Origin of the sequence: Intestinimonas sp. MSJ-38 (assembly GCF_018917925.1) — a bacterium.
In the GTDB taxonomy this organism is placed as follows: domain Bacteria; phylum Bacillota; class Clostridia; order Oscillospirales; family Butyricicoccaceae; genus Pseudobutyricicoccus.
The window spans coordinates 26262-42701 of record NZ_JAHLPO010000017.1; the positions used below are offsets into that span (position 1 = coordinate 26262).

The 16440-nt window shown below is 53.7% G+C and carries 13 protein-coding genes, 1 tRNA gene and 1 riboswitch; of the genes, 9 read left to right on the forward strand and 5 right to left on the reverse strand.

Features of this window, described 5'->3' with window-relative positions; all coding sequences use genetic code 11:
* Window positions 1-46 precede the first annotated feature (46 nt).
* Window positions 47-547, forward strand: a complete 501-nt coding sequence (locus KQI26_RS10875) for a sigma-70 family RNA polymerase sigma factor (RefSeq protein WP_216504427.1) — start codon at window positions 47-49, stop codon at window positions 545-547.
* Window positions 537-1880 (forward strand): DUF4179 domain-containing protein, encoded by a 1344-nt coding sequence (locus KQI26_RS10880; RefSeq protein ID WP_216504428.1) that lies wholly within the window; start codon window positions 537-539, stop codon window positions 1878-1880. The genes KQI26_RS10875 and KQI26_RS10880 overlap by 11 nt, the downstream gene beginning before the upstream one ends.
* A 42-nt stretch (window positions 1881-1922) precedes the next feature.
* On the opposite strand, the gene KQI26_RS10885 is transcribed toward KQI26_RS10880, so the two are convergent.
* The 3 genes from KQI26_RS10885 to KQI26_RS10895 all read right to left on the reverse strand — a co-directional run bounded on the left by KQI26_RS10885 (window position 1923) and on the right by KQI26_RS10895 (window position 6420).
* The gene (locus KQI26_RS10885; RefSeq protein WP_216504429.1) at window positions 1923-3320 is read right to left on the reverse strand and encodes a PLP-dependent aminotransferase family protein; all 1398 of its coding nucleotides are present in this window, start codon (window positions 3318-3320) and stop codon (window positions 1923-1925) included.
* Between the two features lie 106 nt (window positions 3321-3426).
* Window positions 3427-4614 (reverse strand): cation:proton antiporter, encoded by a 1188-nt coding sequence (locus KQI26_RS10890; RefSeq protein WP_216504430.1) that lies wholly within the window; start codon window positions 4612-4614, stop codon window positions 3427-3429.
* Between the two features lie 55 nt (window positions 4615-4669).
* Window positions 4670-4746, reverse strand: a riboswitch (Fluoride riboswitch).
* Window positions 4747-5034: 288 nt separating this feature from the next.
* The gene (locus KQI26_RS10895; protein WP_216504431.1) at window positions 5035-6420 is read right to left on the reverse strand and encodes an amidohydrolase; all 1386 of its coding nucleotides are present in this window, start codon (window positions 6418-6420) and stop codon (window positions 5035-5037) included.
* Window positions 6421-6658: 238 nt separating this feature from the next.
* On the opposite strand from KQI26_RS10895, the gene KQI26_RS10900 reads away from it, so the two are divergent.
* The 3 genes from KQI26_RS10900 (at window position 6659) to KQI26_RS10910 (ending at window position 9494) form a co-directional block, all read left to right on the forward strand.
* Window positions 6659-7483, forward strand: coding sequence for a M55 family metallopeptidase (locus tag KQI26_RS10900; protein ID WP_177614342.1), 825 nt, complete (start codon window positions 6659-6661; stop codon window positions 7481-7483).
* Window positions 7484-7501: 18 nt separating this feature from the next.
* Window positions 7502-8524, forward strand: coding sequence for a S66 peptidase family protein (locus KQI26_RS10905; protein ID WP_216504432.1), 1023 nt, complete (start codon window positions 7502-7504; stop codon window positions 8522-8524).
* A gap of 115 nt (window positions 8525-8639) precedes the next feature.
* Window positions 8640-9494, forward strand: coding sequence for a YitT family protein (locus KQI26_RS10910; protein WP_216504433.1), 855 nt, complete (start codon window positions 8640-8642; stop codon window positions 9492-9494).
* 389 nt (window positions 9495-9883) lie between these two features.
* On the opposite strand, the gene KQI26_RS10915 is transcribed toward KQI26_RS10910, so the two are convergent.
* A complete protein-coding gene (locus KQI26_RS10915) occupies window positions 9884-10984 on the reverse strand; it encodes a hypothetical protein (protein WP_216504434.1) in 1101 nt (366 codons plus the stop codon).
* Between the two features lie 203 nt (window positions 10985-11187).
* On the reverse strand, window positions 11188-12690 hold the full coding sequence (locus KQI26_RS10920; protein ID WP_216504435.1) for an IMP dehydrogenase: 1503 nt from the start codon (window positions 12688-12690) through the stop codon (window positions 11188-11190).
* 404 nt (window positions 12691-13094) lie between these two features.
* Between KQI26_RS10920 and KQI26_RS10925 the strand changes: the two genes are divergently transcribed.
* The 4 genes from KQI26_RS10925 (at window position 13095) to KQI26_RS10940 (ending at window position 16427) form a co-directional block, all read left to right on the forward strand.
* Window positions 13095-13181, forward strand: a tRNA-Leu gene (locus KQI26_RS10925).
* 254 nt (window positions 13182-13435) lie between these two features.
* Window positions 13436-13732 (forward strand): DUF2089 family protein, encoded by a 297-nt coding sequence (locus KQI26_RS10930; RefSeq protein WP_204751882.1) that lies wholly within the window; start codon window positions 13436-13438, stop codon window positions 13730-13732.
* Between the two features lie 410 nt (window positions 13733-14142).
* Complete coding sequence (locus KQI26_RS10935) at window positions 14143-15942, forward strand: glycerophosphodiester phosphodiesterase family protein (protein ID WP_216504436.1); 1800 nt, start codon at window positions 14143-14145, stop codon at window positions 15940-15942.
* Between the two features lie 14 nt (window positions 15943-15956).
* Window positions 15957-16427: a methylated-DNA--[protein]-cysteine S-methyltransferase gene (locus KQI26_RS10940; protein ID WP_216504437.1), complete on the forward strand. Its 471-nt coding sequence runs from the start codon at window positions 15957-15959 to the stop codon at window positions 16425-16427.
* Window positions 16428-16440 lie beyond the last annotated feature (13 nt).

Sequence of the window (16440 nt, forward strand, 5' to 3'; positions counted from 1 at the left end):
CAAAAAGCCAGGACAAGGAATCCAATGGTTGAAAGGAGGAAGCGGGATGGAGCAGGAGGAAAAGAAAGTCCTTTTTCAGAAAATGCTGGAGGAAGAAGGGGACCGGCTTTTGCGGCTGTGTACCCTCTATCTGAAGGATCGGAATCTGGCGGAGGATGCGGTGCAGGAAAGTTTTTTGCGGGCTTTTCAGCACATGGACGAATTTCGGGGTCAGGCAGCTATGGCCACCTGGCTGACCCGCATTGCCATCAATGTATGCAAAGGCTATCTGCGCTCGCCCTGGCATTGGCGCCGTCTGCCCGCTCAGGTGCTGGAACAGCTGCCGGCCCCTGGCATGCCGGAGACCGATGACACCTTGCCACGAGCGGTGATGGCTCTGTCCCGGCCCTACCGGGAAGTCGTTTTGCTTTATTACTATCAGCAGCTGAAGGTGAGGGAGATTGCAGAGATTCTCCATGTCCCCTTGTCCACGGTGACGGTGCGTCTGTCCCGGGCCCGTCGGCAGCTGAAAGAGCAGCTGAAAGGATGGTATTACGATGAAGAATAAGCGGGATTTTCGTCAGGATATGGATCAGGCCCTGTCCGGGCTGACCTTGGGAGAAAAAAAGGAAGAGATCCTGGAAAAAGCGTTTGCTCCTCAAAAGAAACGGAAAGGCCGGATGATACGGCGTCTGGCGGTGGCCTGCCTGGCAGTGTGTGCTCTCACGGCGGCGGTCTTTGCATTTTCCCCCGGCCTGCGCCAGATTCTGAACCAGCACCTGGGCGGCTGGCAGGAGGAAAGCCAGCAGTTTTCTGACGTGGAGACGGAGGACAAGGGCATCTCTGTCCGGGCAGTGTCCGCCCTATCCGATGATGGTTTTACCCAGATCTATCTGGAAATCCAGGACAAAACAGGAGATCGTCTTGGGGAGAATACCAGTCTGGGGTCCTATGGAGGTGACTGGAATCTGGAATTGCCTTCCCAGGAGATGGCTACCATGGGTCAGAAATGTCTGGGTTACGACCCGGAAAGCCGCACCGCCTTGGTGAAAGTGAGTTGGAGTGGAGAAACCACAGGAGAAGAGCAGCTGGCAAAGCTGACCTTACAGAAAATCAGCGCCCAGGAGGAATTCACAGCCTCTTTGCCGCAGACGGAGATTTCTTCCCAGATCCAGAAAACCATCCTGGCAGAAAACACCCAGAAAGATGGGGAAAAGAACCCTGTGCTCCAACCGGGGGAGGAAGCGGCTCCTTTGGAAGGCGGAAAGGGATTTTCTCTTTCGGCCCTGGGCTTTGGAGACGATGGAGCGTTCCATGTGCAGGTCAAGTGTCCGGAAGACATCTGTCTGGAGTATCTGAATGTGCTCACCACGCTGCGCAGCAGAACCGGCCAGGAAGCTCAGTACAACCAAAGTCTTACCCAGACCTTGTTTGACTGGGAGGGAGAGCTTTATTATGACCTGGCCTATGGAGGCGTGGGGCCGGAGATCCTAAATGATCTGGTGTTGGAGGACTTGTATTTCTATTACCCCAAGACACAGCCTGTGGAAGGAAATTGGGAGCTGGAGATCGACCTGGAGACGCCGGATCAGCTGGTCTATACCCCGGGAACCCAGGTGGAAGGGTGCCCGGTAAACCGCATCGTCCTCACCCCCATGACTTTTAGCGTGGAGATCGGAAGCGATCATGCAGGCTTTGGCCAGTCCACGGTGACCTTTATAATGGAGGATGGATCCAAACTGGTTCTGGACAAGGAGGACTGCGTCACCAGTTTCTGGAATGGACTGGAAAAGCAGAATGGTACCGGTCATTTCTTTGGACGGTGGCTCTTCCCCAAAGCCATCCAGCCGGAAAAAGTGCAGTCCATTTCGTTGGGAGATACAGTGATTTTTTTCCAATAAGCAGCAAAAAAGAGGGTAAGGCCAATGCCTTACCCTCTTTTTCTAGTTGGCCCAGGCGCGGACGAGAGCCTGGGTCAGGGCGGGGATCTCTTCCAAAGGCAGCCGCCCATAACCGCAAAGCAGGGTGGAAGGGGGTGCCAACACGGGGTCATGGTAACAGTGGGACAAAGGAAGAAGATCCACTCCCTGTTCCCAGGCTTTGCGGGCCATTTCTTCTTCCGAAAGGCCGCCATGGAACCGGAGGAGGAAGTGGAGCCCGGCCTGGGAACCTAAAATTTCCAGGCTTGGCCCCAGGGGAGAGGCTTTCAGGCTGGATGTCAGCTCCTCCCGCCGTTTTTTATACAGGATGCGGGTGCGGTTGAGATGCCGTTCCCAGTAGCCTTCTTCCAGAAAGCGGCACAGGGTGTGCTGCTCAAAGCGGGAAACAGTGGAGGACTGGAGAGAGAACAGCCGGTGATAAGCGGGAAGCAGGGACACAGGCAGTACCAGATAGGCGATGCGGAAGGAAGGGGCCAGGCTGCGGGAAAAGGTGCCGCAGTAGATCACCCGGTCGTGAAGATCGCTGCCCTGCAAGGCGGGGATGGGACGGCCGGCATAGCGGTATTCGCTGTCGTAATCGTCCTCGATGAGATACCGCCCTTCCTGTTCCGCTGCCCACCTTAGCATCTGGGCCCGGCGGGGAGCAGGCATCACTCCGCCGGTGGGAAACTGGTGGGAAGGGGTGAGATAGGCACAGCAGGCCCCGCTTTCTTCCAGCTTCGCCGAGTCCATTCCATCTTTATCCACCGGGATGTGGACAACTTTCCGCCCCAGATTGCGAAAGGATTGGGCGGCTTTGGGATAACCGGGCTCTTCCATGGCGTACACCGTCTCGGTGGGCAGGAGGCAGCAAAGCAAAGTGAGCAGATATTCCATCCCTGCGCCAATCAGAACCTGGTAAGGCTGGCATTGAACGCCACGGTATTGGTGAAGATAACGGCACAAGGCCTGGCGCAGGCACAGATCTCCCTGGGCTTCCCCTTTGGACAGAAGCTCTCCTTGTCCCATCACTTCCCGGGTGAGCTTGCCCCAGGTGGCAAAGGGAAAGGCGCTGGGGTCGGCGGAGCCGGGGGAGCAGTCAAAGGGGAAGGAAGCTTTGGGCGCCTGGGGCGGCGGTGGGGGAGAAAGGGGCCGCTGAGGTGTAGGAAGCTGCGGCAGCGGACAGACATAAAAACCGCTTTTGGGTGCGGCACGAAGGTAGCCTTCGGTGGTAAGCATCTGGTAAGCGGCATCCACTGTGTTGACGCTCACCGAAAGATGCTGGGCCAAGGTGCGCTTGGAAGGCAGTTTTTCCCCGGCCTGCAACCCGCCTTTTTGAATTTCTTTCAAAATATGCCGGTAGAGCTGAAGGTAATAAGGCTCGCCCCCGGAAGTGAGAAGGGGAAAGGTGATGTGGCTCATGATAAAACGCTCCTGCAAATGTGATAGGGTGCAAAAGGGTAAAAATCCCGTGTGGGACCAGATCAGATCCCTTCTATCATAGCAGAGGCGGGGCGGGGGAACAAGGTCAGTTTTCCTCCGGGCTTTGGAGCAGCCGGGGGAAAGTGCGGTCAATGGCAAAGGCACCCAAGGGGGCCGTGATGAGGATAGCCAGTACCGCCACCGTCAGCACCAGCTCTCCGCAGGGCAGGCCCATGGCCAGGGGCACCGAGCTAATGGCCGCCTGTACAGTGGCTTTGGGGGTATAGGCCAGAGCGCAGAACAGCCGCTCTTTTTTGTTCAGCGGCGTTTTCAGAAGGGAGAGTCCCACTCCCATCATGCGGAAGAGCAGCACGCCCAGCAGCAGCAAAACCGCCATAGGTCCGGCTTTGAAGGCATAGGACACATCCACCTGAGCACCTACCAGCACGAAGAGCAGAATTTCCGCACCGCTCCACAAAAGGGACAGCTGCCCGCTGAGGGAAAGGCTGGTTTTGGGAGAAGCGTGACGCCAGGAAACTCCCATGGCCATCACGGCCAGCAGGCCGGAAAAACCAATGAAGCCGGTGAACAGGTCTTCGGCGGAGGAGAGCAAAAAGGCACAGGACAGAGCCAAAAGCAGACGGCGCACAGGAAGCAGATTCCATTTTTGACAGAAGCGTGCCAGAATTTGCCCCAGCAAAAGCCCTGCAAGGCATCCCAAAACAATGGAGGTGGGGATGCGCAGGAGATTCAGAGGAGAAAAGTGGCCAGTGGCGCACAGATCAGAAAATACCGAAAAGAGCACGATCACATACACATCGTCGGCAGAGGCCCCGGCCATGACCAGCTGAGGAATGTGGTGGTTTTTACCCCATCCCTTTTCCAGCAAAGAAAGCATCTTGGGAACCACTACTGCCGGAGAAACGGCAGCGATTACCGCGCCCAGCAAAGCGCTTTCCAGCAGGGAAAGACCCAGCAAAGGGGGAGCCAAGAGGATCATGCCCACGATTTCACAGGTGGCGGGGAGAAAACACATGAGGAAGGCAGGGCGGCCCACCTGCCGCAGTTCTCCCACATCCAGGTTGAGGCCGGCCCGGGCCAGAATGATTAGCAAGGCCACCTTGCGCAGATCGGCAGACACGGCGGAGAGGGAAGGGGAGAGCAGGTCAAACACAGAAGGCCCCAGCAGGATACCGGCCAGAAGCATTCCAAAGAGGGGCGGCAGCCCCAGTTTTTGAGATGCTTTTCCCAAAAGCATCCCCAGTAGAAAAACAAGTGCTAGGCTATACAGCATTTCGATTGCTCCTTTCTGTTTCGGGGCAACAAAAAAAGCTGATGCCCCTGCGGAAAATGTCGCAGAAGTCATCAGCCAAAAAGCGGTTTGGGCCTCAGAAGGCCGGGGGAGAACTTCATTCCCGGAAAAAAGAATACCACAGAGGAAAGCGCTTGGCAAGAAAAACTTCCCCGAGGAAACCCTCGAGGAAGTCAGCGTGTCGAAAAAGTGGCTTAGGCCACTTTTTCGAGTTTTTGCAAGGGGCTGTATGCACGCCTTTGGCGCACACTTGCCCCTTGAGAAGTGCAAAAAGCCACGCACAGGTCGCGGCTTTTTGCGGATTTATAGGGGTAGGGCGGACGACCCTTTTCGTTATATAGGTTTTTCGACAGTCTGACTTCCCCGAGGAAACCCTCGGGGAAGTAGAGGTATTTTATTTTCTTATTTCTGGGGCTGGGGAATGGGGACCTCTTCGGGAATGGGGCAATGATAGGTATCGCCATGCATCCGCTCGTTCCACTCTTCCTTGGCCTTTTCCACCAAGGTAGGATCGTCCACCAGCTTGCTGGCGGTGGCGGCCAGCACCTTGGCGCCATAGAGCATACCCTTGTGGCCAATGCTCATACCGGCGCAAGCGGTGATCTGCCAGCTGTGGCCCGGAGCGGCCCGGTTACAGGTGGCGGTGCTCACCATGATGCAAGGCACGATGTGCTGTACATCGCCCACATCGGAAGAGCCATACCCGTTGCGATTGGCAATGGGAGGCACCACCGAACAGATGGCAGGGCCGTCCAGCAAACCGGCTTCCTTCATTTTTTCATATTGGGGGCTTTCCAGATTAAGCTTCTGGGCAAAGTCCAGTTCCTCCGCTGTCCACTGGGGCAGGGGGATTTGCTCCATCATGTCATGGGCCACTTCCACCAGCACCTTGTTGCTCATGGAGTTATAGCAGCCGCCCAGGAATTCGATTTCCAGCTTGGTTTCGGTCATATGGGCAGCGCCTTCGGCCACCTTTACCAGACGGGCATAGGTATCCTCGATGGCCTGGCGGCTCATGGCCCGCACATAATACCAGACGCTGGCGTTGTCAGGAACGATATTGGGGGCTGTGCCGCCCTCTTTGATCACATAATGAATGCGCACATCGCTGGTCACATGCTCACGCAGATAGTTTGCGCCCACATTCATCAGCTCTACGGCGTCCAGGGCCGAGCGGCCATTGTGAGGATCGCCGCCGGCATGGGCGGTAACGCCGTGGAAATGGAAAATGGCGCTGTTCAGGCCGTTGGAAGTGCCCAGGTTGACCCCGTTCATGGAGCCGCCGTGCCAGGCCAGAGCCACATCCAGCTCTTTGAAAGCGCCGCCGCGAGCCATGAAGGTTTTGCCGGTGAGGGCTTCTTCGGCAGGGCAGCCATAGAAGACCACGGTGCCTTCCTTTCCGGTCTCTTCCAGGTGAGCTTTCATGCCCAGAGCGCCGCCGACGCAGGCTACACCCAGCAGGTTATGACCGCAGCCCTGACCGGGTGCGCCGGGAGTGACAGGATCTTTCTGGGTGCAGATCTTCTGGCTCAGGCCGGGAAGGGCGTCATATTCTCCCAAAAAGCCGATCACCGGATGACCCTTGCCCCAGGTGGCCCGGATGGCAGTGGGAAGACCGGCATAGCCAACTTCCACAGTGAAGCCCTGCTGACGCAGATAATCGGCCAGCCACTGGCAGGCGTTGACTTCGTTGTAGGCGGTTTCGGGAGTTTCCCAGATCTTCTGAGCCAGTTCAGTCAGTCCCTGGGCGGCCTGATCCACAGCACGGGTGGCAGCGATGTCCAACATAAAAGTTCCTCTCCTTTTCTGGTGGGAGGGTCAGCCGGAAAGGATGAATTCGGCAAGTTGCCGAAAAACATAAAAATTTATGTATAAAATACATAAATACTCCGGTATTTGCCCTTCCATTTGTGGATTATGAATCAATTCTACTCCCGTTATAGCGGGTTTGTCAATGCAGTGGGGCTATTTGACAGCAAAAGAGGGGATGTGGTATCATCAGAAAAAACAAAGGGAGGATGCGAAAGTGAAAAAGGCTTATATTTCTGCGGATATCGAGGGAATGGAAGGGGTTGTCACAAACATCCAGTGCTCCCGCCAGGGGGCGGACTTTGCCGTGGCCCGCAAGCGCCTGGCCTTGGATGTGAATGCCGCCGCCCGTGCTTGTTTCGACAGCGGCTATGACGAAGTGCTGGTGTGCGATGGTCACGCCGATATGGAAAATCTGCTCATTGAAGATTTGGACGAGCGGATCAAGCTGCTCTCCGGCGCCATGCGCCAGAGTCTGCAGATGGAGGCCATCGATAGCTCCTTTGATGCTTACATTTCCTTTGGCCATGCCGGAGCCGGTCTGACTCCCGGCGGCGTCATCGACCATTGCTACAATGGGGGAAAGGTGTATAACCTGCGTTTCAACGGCATTACCATGAACACCGAAACGGTGGCCAATGCAGCTATGGCCGGTCATTACGGAGTGCCTCTGGTGGCCTGCATCGGCGATGCGGCCCTGGCCAAGGAGGTACAGGCCTTTGTGCCGAATTGTGAGGCCATTGTGGTGAAAGAGGGGGTTTCCCGCTTTGCTGCCATTTCTATTCATCCCAACAAGGCCCGGCAGTTGATCTATGAGGGGGTCAAGGCAGGGCTCGCCCGGCGGGATCAGATCCAGCCTTTGCGTCTGGGGGACGAAGTGACCATGGAAGTGGACTATAAAGATTCCAACATGGCCGATACCGCCATGCTCATTCCCGGAATGCGCCGTTTGAGCCAGCGGACGGTGGCCTATACTGGGGATGCCGAAACCGTTTTCAAACTCCATGAGCTGATGCTCTATCGTCTGGTGGACAAGCTGTAAACAGAAGGGAGAAGGAAAGTGCGTTACCCGGAACTTTTGAAAAAAGGGGATACTTTGGGCTTTATTGCCCCTTCCTTTGGCTGTGCTATTGAGCCCTATCGTTTGGCTTTCCAGAATTCTCTGAAAAAATGGGAGAGCTTGGGATACTCCACTTTGCTGGGGCCCAACTGCTATGAAGGCCAGGGCGTGGGAATCAGCAACACGCCCCAGGCCTGCGGGGAAGAGGTCAATGAGTTTTTCCTCCATCAGCCGGTGCAGGCCATTTTGTCCTGTGGCGGTGGGGAACTGATGTGCCAGATCCTGGATCATGTGGATTTTGAGTCCATCAGCAAAGTAAATCCCAAATGGTTCATGGGTTATTCCGACAACACCAATCTGACCTTTCTGCTCACTACCCTGTGCAATCAGGCTTCCGTTTACGGTCCCTGTGCTCCGGCCTTCGGCATGGAGCCTTGGCACCCCTCTCTGAAGGACGCCCATGGGCTGCTTACCGGGGAAAAGTGGACGGTGGAAAGCTATGACAAATGGGAAAAGGAAAGCCTGAAAGACGAAAACCATCCCCTGGAGCCCTATCATGTCACGGAAGAAAACCGGGTTCTGGCATTTCCTCAGCAGGATGCCGCTTTTTCCGGCCGGCTCCTGGGCGGGTGCATGGACTGCCTGGTAAATCTCACTGGTACTCGTTTTGACAAGGTGGTGGAGTTTTGCGACGCCTACCGGCAGGACGGGATTTTGTGGTTCCTGGAAAGCTGTGATCTGAATGTGTTTGCCATTCGTAGGGCTTTGTGGCAGATGAAAGAGGCCGGTTGGTTCCGGCACGCCAAAGGTTTTCTCATCGGCCGCCCTGGCGTTCACGGCCAGCAGATGATGGGGCTGGATCAATACCAGGCGGTGACAGAAGTGCTGAAAGAGTTTTCCGTCCCGGTGATTCTGGATGCCGACATCGGCCATCTGCCTCCCATGATGCCCTTGGTATGCGGCGCCCTGGCCCAGGCAGAATACCGGGGAGGAAAGCTGTCCCTCAAGATGAAGCGGGGATAGGGCTTGACGAAGAGCCTGTACCGTGGTATGCTGAATACAGAAAAGAGCGTTTTGCGGATCATACCCGATCTGCAAGGCGCTCTTTTTTTATTTTTGGAAAAGGAGCGGAAAGTGTATGACAAAATATCGGAAGATCGGGGCCGATGTGGCCATGGAGATTTTGGGTGGAATGCTCATTGCTTTGGGCGTTTACAACTTTGCCCTGGAAGCCGATTTTCCCATGACCGGCTTTTCCGGCATTTCCCTGCTGCTTTATCGTTTTTTGGGGGTGCCGATCGGCCTTTCCACTGTGCTGCTCAATGTACCGGTGGCTATTTTGTGTTTCCGGCTGCTGGGACGAGGGTTTTTCTTCCGTTCCATTCGGTGTATGGTGCTTTCCTCGCTGCTCATTGACTATGTAGCGCCCTTACTGCCCCATTATGAAGGCAACCGATTGCTGGCGGCCATCTGCACCGGTGTGCTGGCCGGGCTGGGCTATGCCCTGATTTATCTTCGTTCCTCTTCCACCGGAGGTACCGATTTTATCATCATGGCGGCCAAAAAGAAATGGCCCCATGTGACCCTGGGCAAGATCACCTTTATCACCGATGTGACGGTGGTGCTGTTGGGAGGACTGCTCATGGGGGATGTGGATGGAGTGATTTACGGCATGATCGTCAGCTACATCATGGCCATTGCGGTGGATCGGGTGATGTACGGCGTGGATGCGGGCAAACTGGCCCTTGTGGTCACCCGGAAAGGGCAGCAGGTGGCCGACGCCATTGAGACCTGCTGCGGCCGGGGCTCCACTTTGCTTCAGGGGCAGGGGGGATTCCTGGGAGAAGAAAAGAAAGTGGTGATGTGCGCCTGCAACAATAAACAGATGCATCTGGTGCGTCAGGCGGCCAAGGGAGTGGACCCCCAGGCTTTCATCATCATTCTGGAATCCAATGAAGTGCTGGGAGAAGGGTTCAAAACAGGCGCAGCATAAAAAGAAAGCAGATGCTGGGGAACGATCAAAAGCGGGGCGACTGCCCCGCCTGAGCGTGTCGAAAAAGTGGCTTAGGCCACTTTTTCGAGTTTTTGCAAGGGGCTGGCGGAGTGCCTCCGCTCCCATACTGCGCTCCCGCGCTGGGCAGGTCCGATGCAGAAAGGCAAAGAAAGTATGGCCGTCCGGCCACCGGACCAGCGGGACGCCCCGCCCTTGAGAAGTGCAAAAAGCCACGCACAGGTCGCGGCTTTTTGCGGATTGATAGGGGTAGGGCGGACGACCCTTTTCGTTATATAGGTTTTTCGACAGTCTGAAGCGGGGCGACTGCCCCACTTTTAATTTATGGCCGAATTGTTGATAGTTTATTTAGGTAAAGTTCTGCTTGCCGTCTATCTGTGCCAATCTTCTTTGAGCCAAGTTTTTGCGTCCACACCTTCTTCCTGCATGTTTTGCAGCAATATTTGCCAGTTATTCCCGGACGCGTTCCGCGTCTGAGGCATTGCTTCTATCGCTGTTTTCAGCGACATATACAGATCCTTGATGGGCAGCAGTTCCATGCAAGTGACAGTAAATTCCACATCCTGAGGAGTAGGGTCATTCAGCAAGACTTCTTCCAGCAGGTAATAATTGTTATCGATCATCCCTTTTTTCATGATATTATCCACTTTTGGATGCTGGACCACCATTCGCAGCGCTTCCAGGTCGCTCAGCATTTGCATGTCGTAGACCAGGGAGTCCTTTTTTGTGCTTTCCAAATCGGAGTCTAAAAGCTCATTGCACAGCGCTATGATTTCATCCTTCTCTTCCCGTGAAGCACCGTTTTGCATCTGCTGCACCAGAGTATCAATGGCTTCCGGTAGTTGCTCCATGTCTCCTTTGGAGTGGTACGCTGCGACTGTTTTTTTCGCCATGTCCACTGCAGCTTTTTGATTGATTTCATTTAGCCGGTTCATAGCGCGAAAACGCAGATTTTTATCGGCATCCTGTGTTAGCATGCGCAGGACTTCCATTTCTTCCGGTGTGCGGAATCCTACAAAATGGATCAAGGATGTTTTGAAGGACGGATCCACATGTTCATCTTGCAAGAGTTTTAAAAGTCTGGGATGGTTATGATCCTCTTGGGGATATTTCTGATAAAACATCTCAACCCACCATTGCCGCAGGTAGGCATCATCCATCGCCTCTTCAATCCGGTTGATGATTTCGTCATCTGAAAACTCAGATGCTCGTTCGATGCAAACCTGCCCCCAGCAAACCCCCAGTTCAGGATCGCCTTTTCCGTTTTGGATGTCCTCCATAGCCTGGTCAAAATCTTTCAGAAAGTCCGCTGTGGTCAGTTGATGGAGCTTTTCCATAATTTCATCCTGGGTTATCCCTTCCGTATGGCCCCAAACTACTTGGCGATCTGCAGACACCCATACGCTGGCCGAAACCAGCAGCGCCGTCGCAAGAGCCAACCCGGCAACAGAAATCAACATGTTCCGTTTCATCTAATTCCTCCTCACCTCTTTGTGTCAGAAAGGCAAATCACAAGCGTTTGTTAATTGAGTAAAGTTTAATTTATTGTTTTTACATTGTCAATTATATTTTTTTATTTTTCAAAAGTAATAAAGAAGCATTTCGAATTGCTTAAAATATCAAGAAGGCGGAGGAACTTCCTCCGCCTTCTTGATATAGCATATTCTTTTTGTGTTTATTTCACCACAGAGCTGTCTTTCAGCACCACATCGTGAGAACCGCCTTCCACGATGCTGGTGGCCGAGACCAGGGTGATCTTGGCATTTTTCTGCAGATCGGGAATGTTCAGCACGCCGCAGTTGCACATGGTGGAGCGGACTTTGTTCAGAGAAACCGTCACATTGTCCTTCAGGCTGCCAGCGTAGGGAACATAGGAGTCCACGCCTTCTTCAAAGGACAGCTTCTTATCGCCGCCCAGGTCATAGCGCTGCCAGTTGCGGGCCCGGTTGGAACCTTCGCCCCAGTATTCCTTCATATAGTTGCCGTTGATAATCACCTTGTTGGTGGGGCTTTCGTCAAAACGGGAGAAGTACCGGCCCAACATGATGAAGTCGGCACCCATGGCCAGAGCCAGGGTCATGTGATAATCATGGACGATGCCACCGTCGGAGCACAGGGGGATATAGATGCCGGTTTCCTCGAAATATTCATCCCGGGCCTTGGTCACTTCGATGACAGCGGTAGCCTGTCCGCGGCCGATACCCTTCTGCTCACGGGTGATGCAGATGCTGCCGCCGCCGATGCCGATCTTGATGAAGTCAGCCCCGGCCTCAGCCAGGAAGCGGAAGCCTTCGGCGTCCACCACATTGCCGGCGCCAACCTTCACTTTGTCGCCATAGCGGGAGCGGATCCAATCCAGAGTGATCTTCTGCCACTCGGAGAAGCCTTCGGAAGAGTCGATGCACAGCACATCGGCCCCGGCCTCCACCAGAGCGGGAACCCGTTCGGCATAGTCACGGGTGTTGATGCCGGCGCCCACCATATAACGCTTGGAGCTGTCCAGCAGCTCATGAGCGTTTTCCTTGTGGGAGGAATAGTCCTTACGGAAAACGAAATACTTCAGCTTCTGGTCCTTATCCACCAGCGGGAGAGAGTTGAGCTTGTGTTCCCAGATGATGTCGTTGGCTTCCTTCAGGGAAGTGGAATCGGAAGCATAGATCAGTTTGTCAAAGGGAGTCATGAATTCGGACACCTTGGTGGAGGTGTCCATGCGGCTGACACGGTAATCGCGGCTGGTGACCACACCCATCAGCTTGCCGTCGGGAGTGCCGTCGTCGGTGATGGCCATGGTGGAGTGGCCGGTCTTTTCCTTGAGGGCCAGTACATCGGCCAGGGTGTGTTCCGGAGTCAGGTTGGAATCGCTGCGGACAAAGCCAGCTTTGTAAGCCTTGACCCGAGCCACCATAGCGGCTTCATCCTCCACGCTCTGGGAGCCATAAATGAAGGAAAGCCCGCCTTCCTTGGCCAGGGCAATGGCCATGCGGTCATCGGAGACCGATTGCATAATGGCCGACACCAGAGGGATGTTCAAAGACAGGGGGGACTCTTCCCCTTTTTTGAACTTGACCAAGGGGGTTTTCAAACTCACATTGGCCGGGACGCACTGGGTGGAAGAGTAGCCGGGAATCAGCAGATATTCCCCAAATGTATGGGAAGGTTCCTCATAATAAAATGCCATGCACAACTCTCCTTTATCTCTATATGTTTTCTACAAAAAATAACACAAAAGTTTGGCGAAGTCAACAAGAAATTTTTCAAATTACAGAACAGGGGGCTGTTTCATGCCCAGACAGCTGAAAACCACCGCAGTCGCGCCGGCCACCATGGCGGAAATGCCCAGCACCAGTCCGGTGATGGCAAAGGCTTTTTTCATATGCTCCATCCTTTCTCCCGGCGGGCCGGGCGTATCGTTTTTGGGGAACGGCCAATCCTATAATAGATGTAGTATAGTATAACACACAATGAGACAAAAAGCATCCATTCTTCTGCGGAAAAACCGAAAAGGGAAAGAAAAAGTTTTGACCGGGCCGAAAAAAACAGTTGAAAAATCCGAACCAATCCGTTATACTATTTGAGTAACACGCCGGTGTGATGGAACTGGCAGACGTACGGGACTCAAAATCCCGCGGTGGCAACACCGTGCGGGTTCGACCCCCGCCACCGGCACCATACTGGAATGGAAACATTCCACTTGAAGAGCCCAGCCAAATTGGCTGGGCTCTTTTCATAACTATTTCCAGTAGAATTGGTTGAGCTGGGCGGAAAAATATGTCTGTTTTCGCAAACAGCAAAAGTGAATGAACAGCTGATCGCAACCCCGAGAAGAACTGTTATGTTCTTCTCGGGGTTTTCTTGAATATTAACTTTAATATTATTTATGATATACTCAATATAGTTAAATTAAAAACGAAAGGAAAATTGAAATGGAAATAGATAAGATTCCACAGTGGATTCTTGCATTGGAACCGGAAGATGCGACTTTTCTTAAAAATTTTGTGCTGAAATCCGGGTCGCTCAAAGAAATTGCTCGCTTGTATGAGGTATCCTATCCCACTGTTCGTCTTCGTCTGGATAAACTGATCCAGAAAATAGAACTGAACGATAAAAAGGAGGAGGAACCCTTTTCCACTTTCATCAAAGGGCTGGCCGTGGATTCCAGAATCGATCTGGAAACGGCGAAGCTTATTATTGATAAGTACAAGCAAGAGAAAGGAGAATAGCAATGTAACATTGGATTTTTATGATTGCTGTCATAGGCCTTTTGCAATCCATGAAAAACGGGGCATTGGTTTATAACTGAGAACCTTTGACTGAATGAGCATAGATGCGCAGGACTGAAATGATGAAAGCAAGTGATATATAAGGATATTTGAATCAAAGTCAGACCGTAAACCCGAGAAGTGGTTGACCCTTTGTTTTTTAGTGCCATAAATGTTTTATCGTTGTTCCAAGATCCACAAGCTTTTTTAAAGCTTGTGGATTTTTTATGCACAGGCACAGAAAGCATTTCAGACTTTCTCAGAAAGCGCGGGAAACAGCGTTTGCAAGTTGAACCGAACGAAGAAACAGTGTATAATATAAAATTAGCGTTTTGATTATTTGGGAGCCGTGAGGCGAGGGAGCGGGAAAAATGGAGAGGGAAAAAAGGCCGGTGTGGCAGATCCTGGTATGGGACTGGGGATATTTGCTCTGTTTTGAGTTGGCACATAAAATGGCAGGGTTTTTGCTGCTTTTGCCGTTGTTTCGTGGCATGTCGGCCCGGATGCTCCGCACCTCCGAGCTGGAGACCGTCACCAAGCAGACCTTGCGGGCCATGACCGAAAGCCCTGCCGCAGCGGTGGTGAGCTTTCTTTGGCTTCTGCTGTTTTTGTGGTATTTTTATTTTGAGATGATGACCTTGACTCTGGCCTGTGAACGAGCTTGGCGGCGGGAAAGCTCTTCTTTTTTCAAACTTCTGGGAAAGGCTTTTCTCCGCTCCGTGCGGCTGTTTCGGTGGGCCAACTTGCCGTTGATCCTTGGCTTGACAGCGGCACTGCCAGTGCTGATGGCGCCGTTCACCGGCAATATGGGCATTGCAGGGCAGATCGTCACCTCCTTCCTCAGCCTGGCCCAAGAACATAGTTGGGTGTGGGGGCTGTTTGTGCTGCTGATCCTGCTGCTGGCTGCGGCGTTGTTCTGGTTCCTTTTTGGTTTTCAGGCCATGGCCGATGGAGCCAATTTCTTACAGGCGTGGGAGAGCAGCTTCAGCATTCTGAGACGGCATAAAAAACAGGCTTTGAATCAGGTGGTCCGCTATTTTCTGCGGATCGGCCTGGGAGCACTGGTACTCTATTTGGTGGCTGTGTATATTACAGCCGGAGTGGCCAACTTCCGCTATGATACCGACGAAGCCCGTTCGGTTTTTCAGCTGGACTATTTGGCCTGGAGCCGATTGGGGCGTATTGGTGTTTTTGTGCTTTTCTCCGTGGTGTTCTTTGCCCTTACCACGGTGCTGTACCATCGGTTCCGGGGAGACTGGCAGCCTCAGGGAAAGCAGAGACGGAGGCTGTCCCGGATCCTGCGTCTGGTCTCCATTGCGCTGGGGCTTGCGGCTCTGGCTATTTTCAGTGAAACCGAGCTGGGCGATCAGGTGTTTTATTGGCCGGAGACTCAGATCCAGGTGGTGGCTCACCGGGGCGGCGCACAGTTGGCGCCGGAAAACACACTGGCCGCTTTGCGGGCAGCCAAAGCCAGTGGGTCGGCCATTGCAGAGATCGACATCCGCCAGACGAGTGACGGCACTTTGATTTTGCTCCACGATACCTCGCTGCGCCGCACCACCGGTTACAATGCCCAGGCGTGGGATGTGACTTATGAAGATGTGCAGAAGCTCAATCTGGTGGAGCCCATTCCCACACTGGATGAAGCCATCAAGGTAGCGGGGAAAAAACTGGACCTGATGATCGAGCTGAAGGTCACCGGAAACGAACGGTCTTTGGTAGAGCGAACGGTGGCCCTCATCCGGAAGAATCAGGCGGAGGAGCGTTGCTCCATCGCTTCCATGGATTTGGAGACCTTGGAACGGGTGAAGGAGATCGCGCCGGAGATCAAAACAATCTATATCACTTCTCTTCTTTATGGCGATCAATATAATATCGATTATGTAGATGGATACAGCATTCAGTATACATTCCTCAATCCTTTGCTGGTGTCCCAGATCCACGCTGCTGGCAAGGAGGCCTATACCTGGACGGCCAACAGCGAATGGGGCATCCGCCGGGCTATTTATTGTCAGCCCGACGGTATTGTCACCGACAATCCCTATTTGGTTCAGTATTTCCTGAAATCGGGCGATCAAAGCCTGTTGCTGGAATTCTGGACACCGGTGTTCTTTGGCTATCCCACAGCGCCTGCTGTGATGTTGGATGAAGTAAACGATTTGCTGGAATAGAAAAGAGGACAGATATGAAACAGGCCATATTTCTGGATACTTTTTTGGGTCGGGTGGGTATCGCCCAGGAGGGCGGGGCCATTACCAATGTGTTTTTGGGAGGTTCGGTGCGCCCCGATGCTTTTGTGGAAGAGAGCACCCCTCTTTTGGAGGAGGCCGCCCGGCAGCTGCAGGAGTATCTGGAGGGAAAGAGAAAGGAATTTGATTTGCCTTTGCATCCTCAGGGGACGGAGTTTCAGCGCCAGGTGTGGCAGGCGCTCAGGCAGATCCCCTATGGGACTACCATCACTTATGGCCAGTTGGCCCAGATGGTGGGCCGGCCTTCGGCCGCTCGGGCTGTTGGGCAGGCCAATGGCCGCAATCCCATTTCCATTTTCATTCCCTGCCATCGGGTGGTAGGGGCCGCAGGGGTACTGCGGGGTTATGCCGGAGGCATAGAACAAAAAAAGAAACTGCTGCATTTGGAAGGGGCGCTGCCCCAGTAGCTGGGAAAGGAGA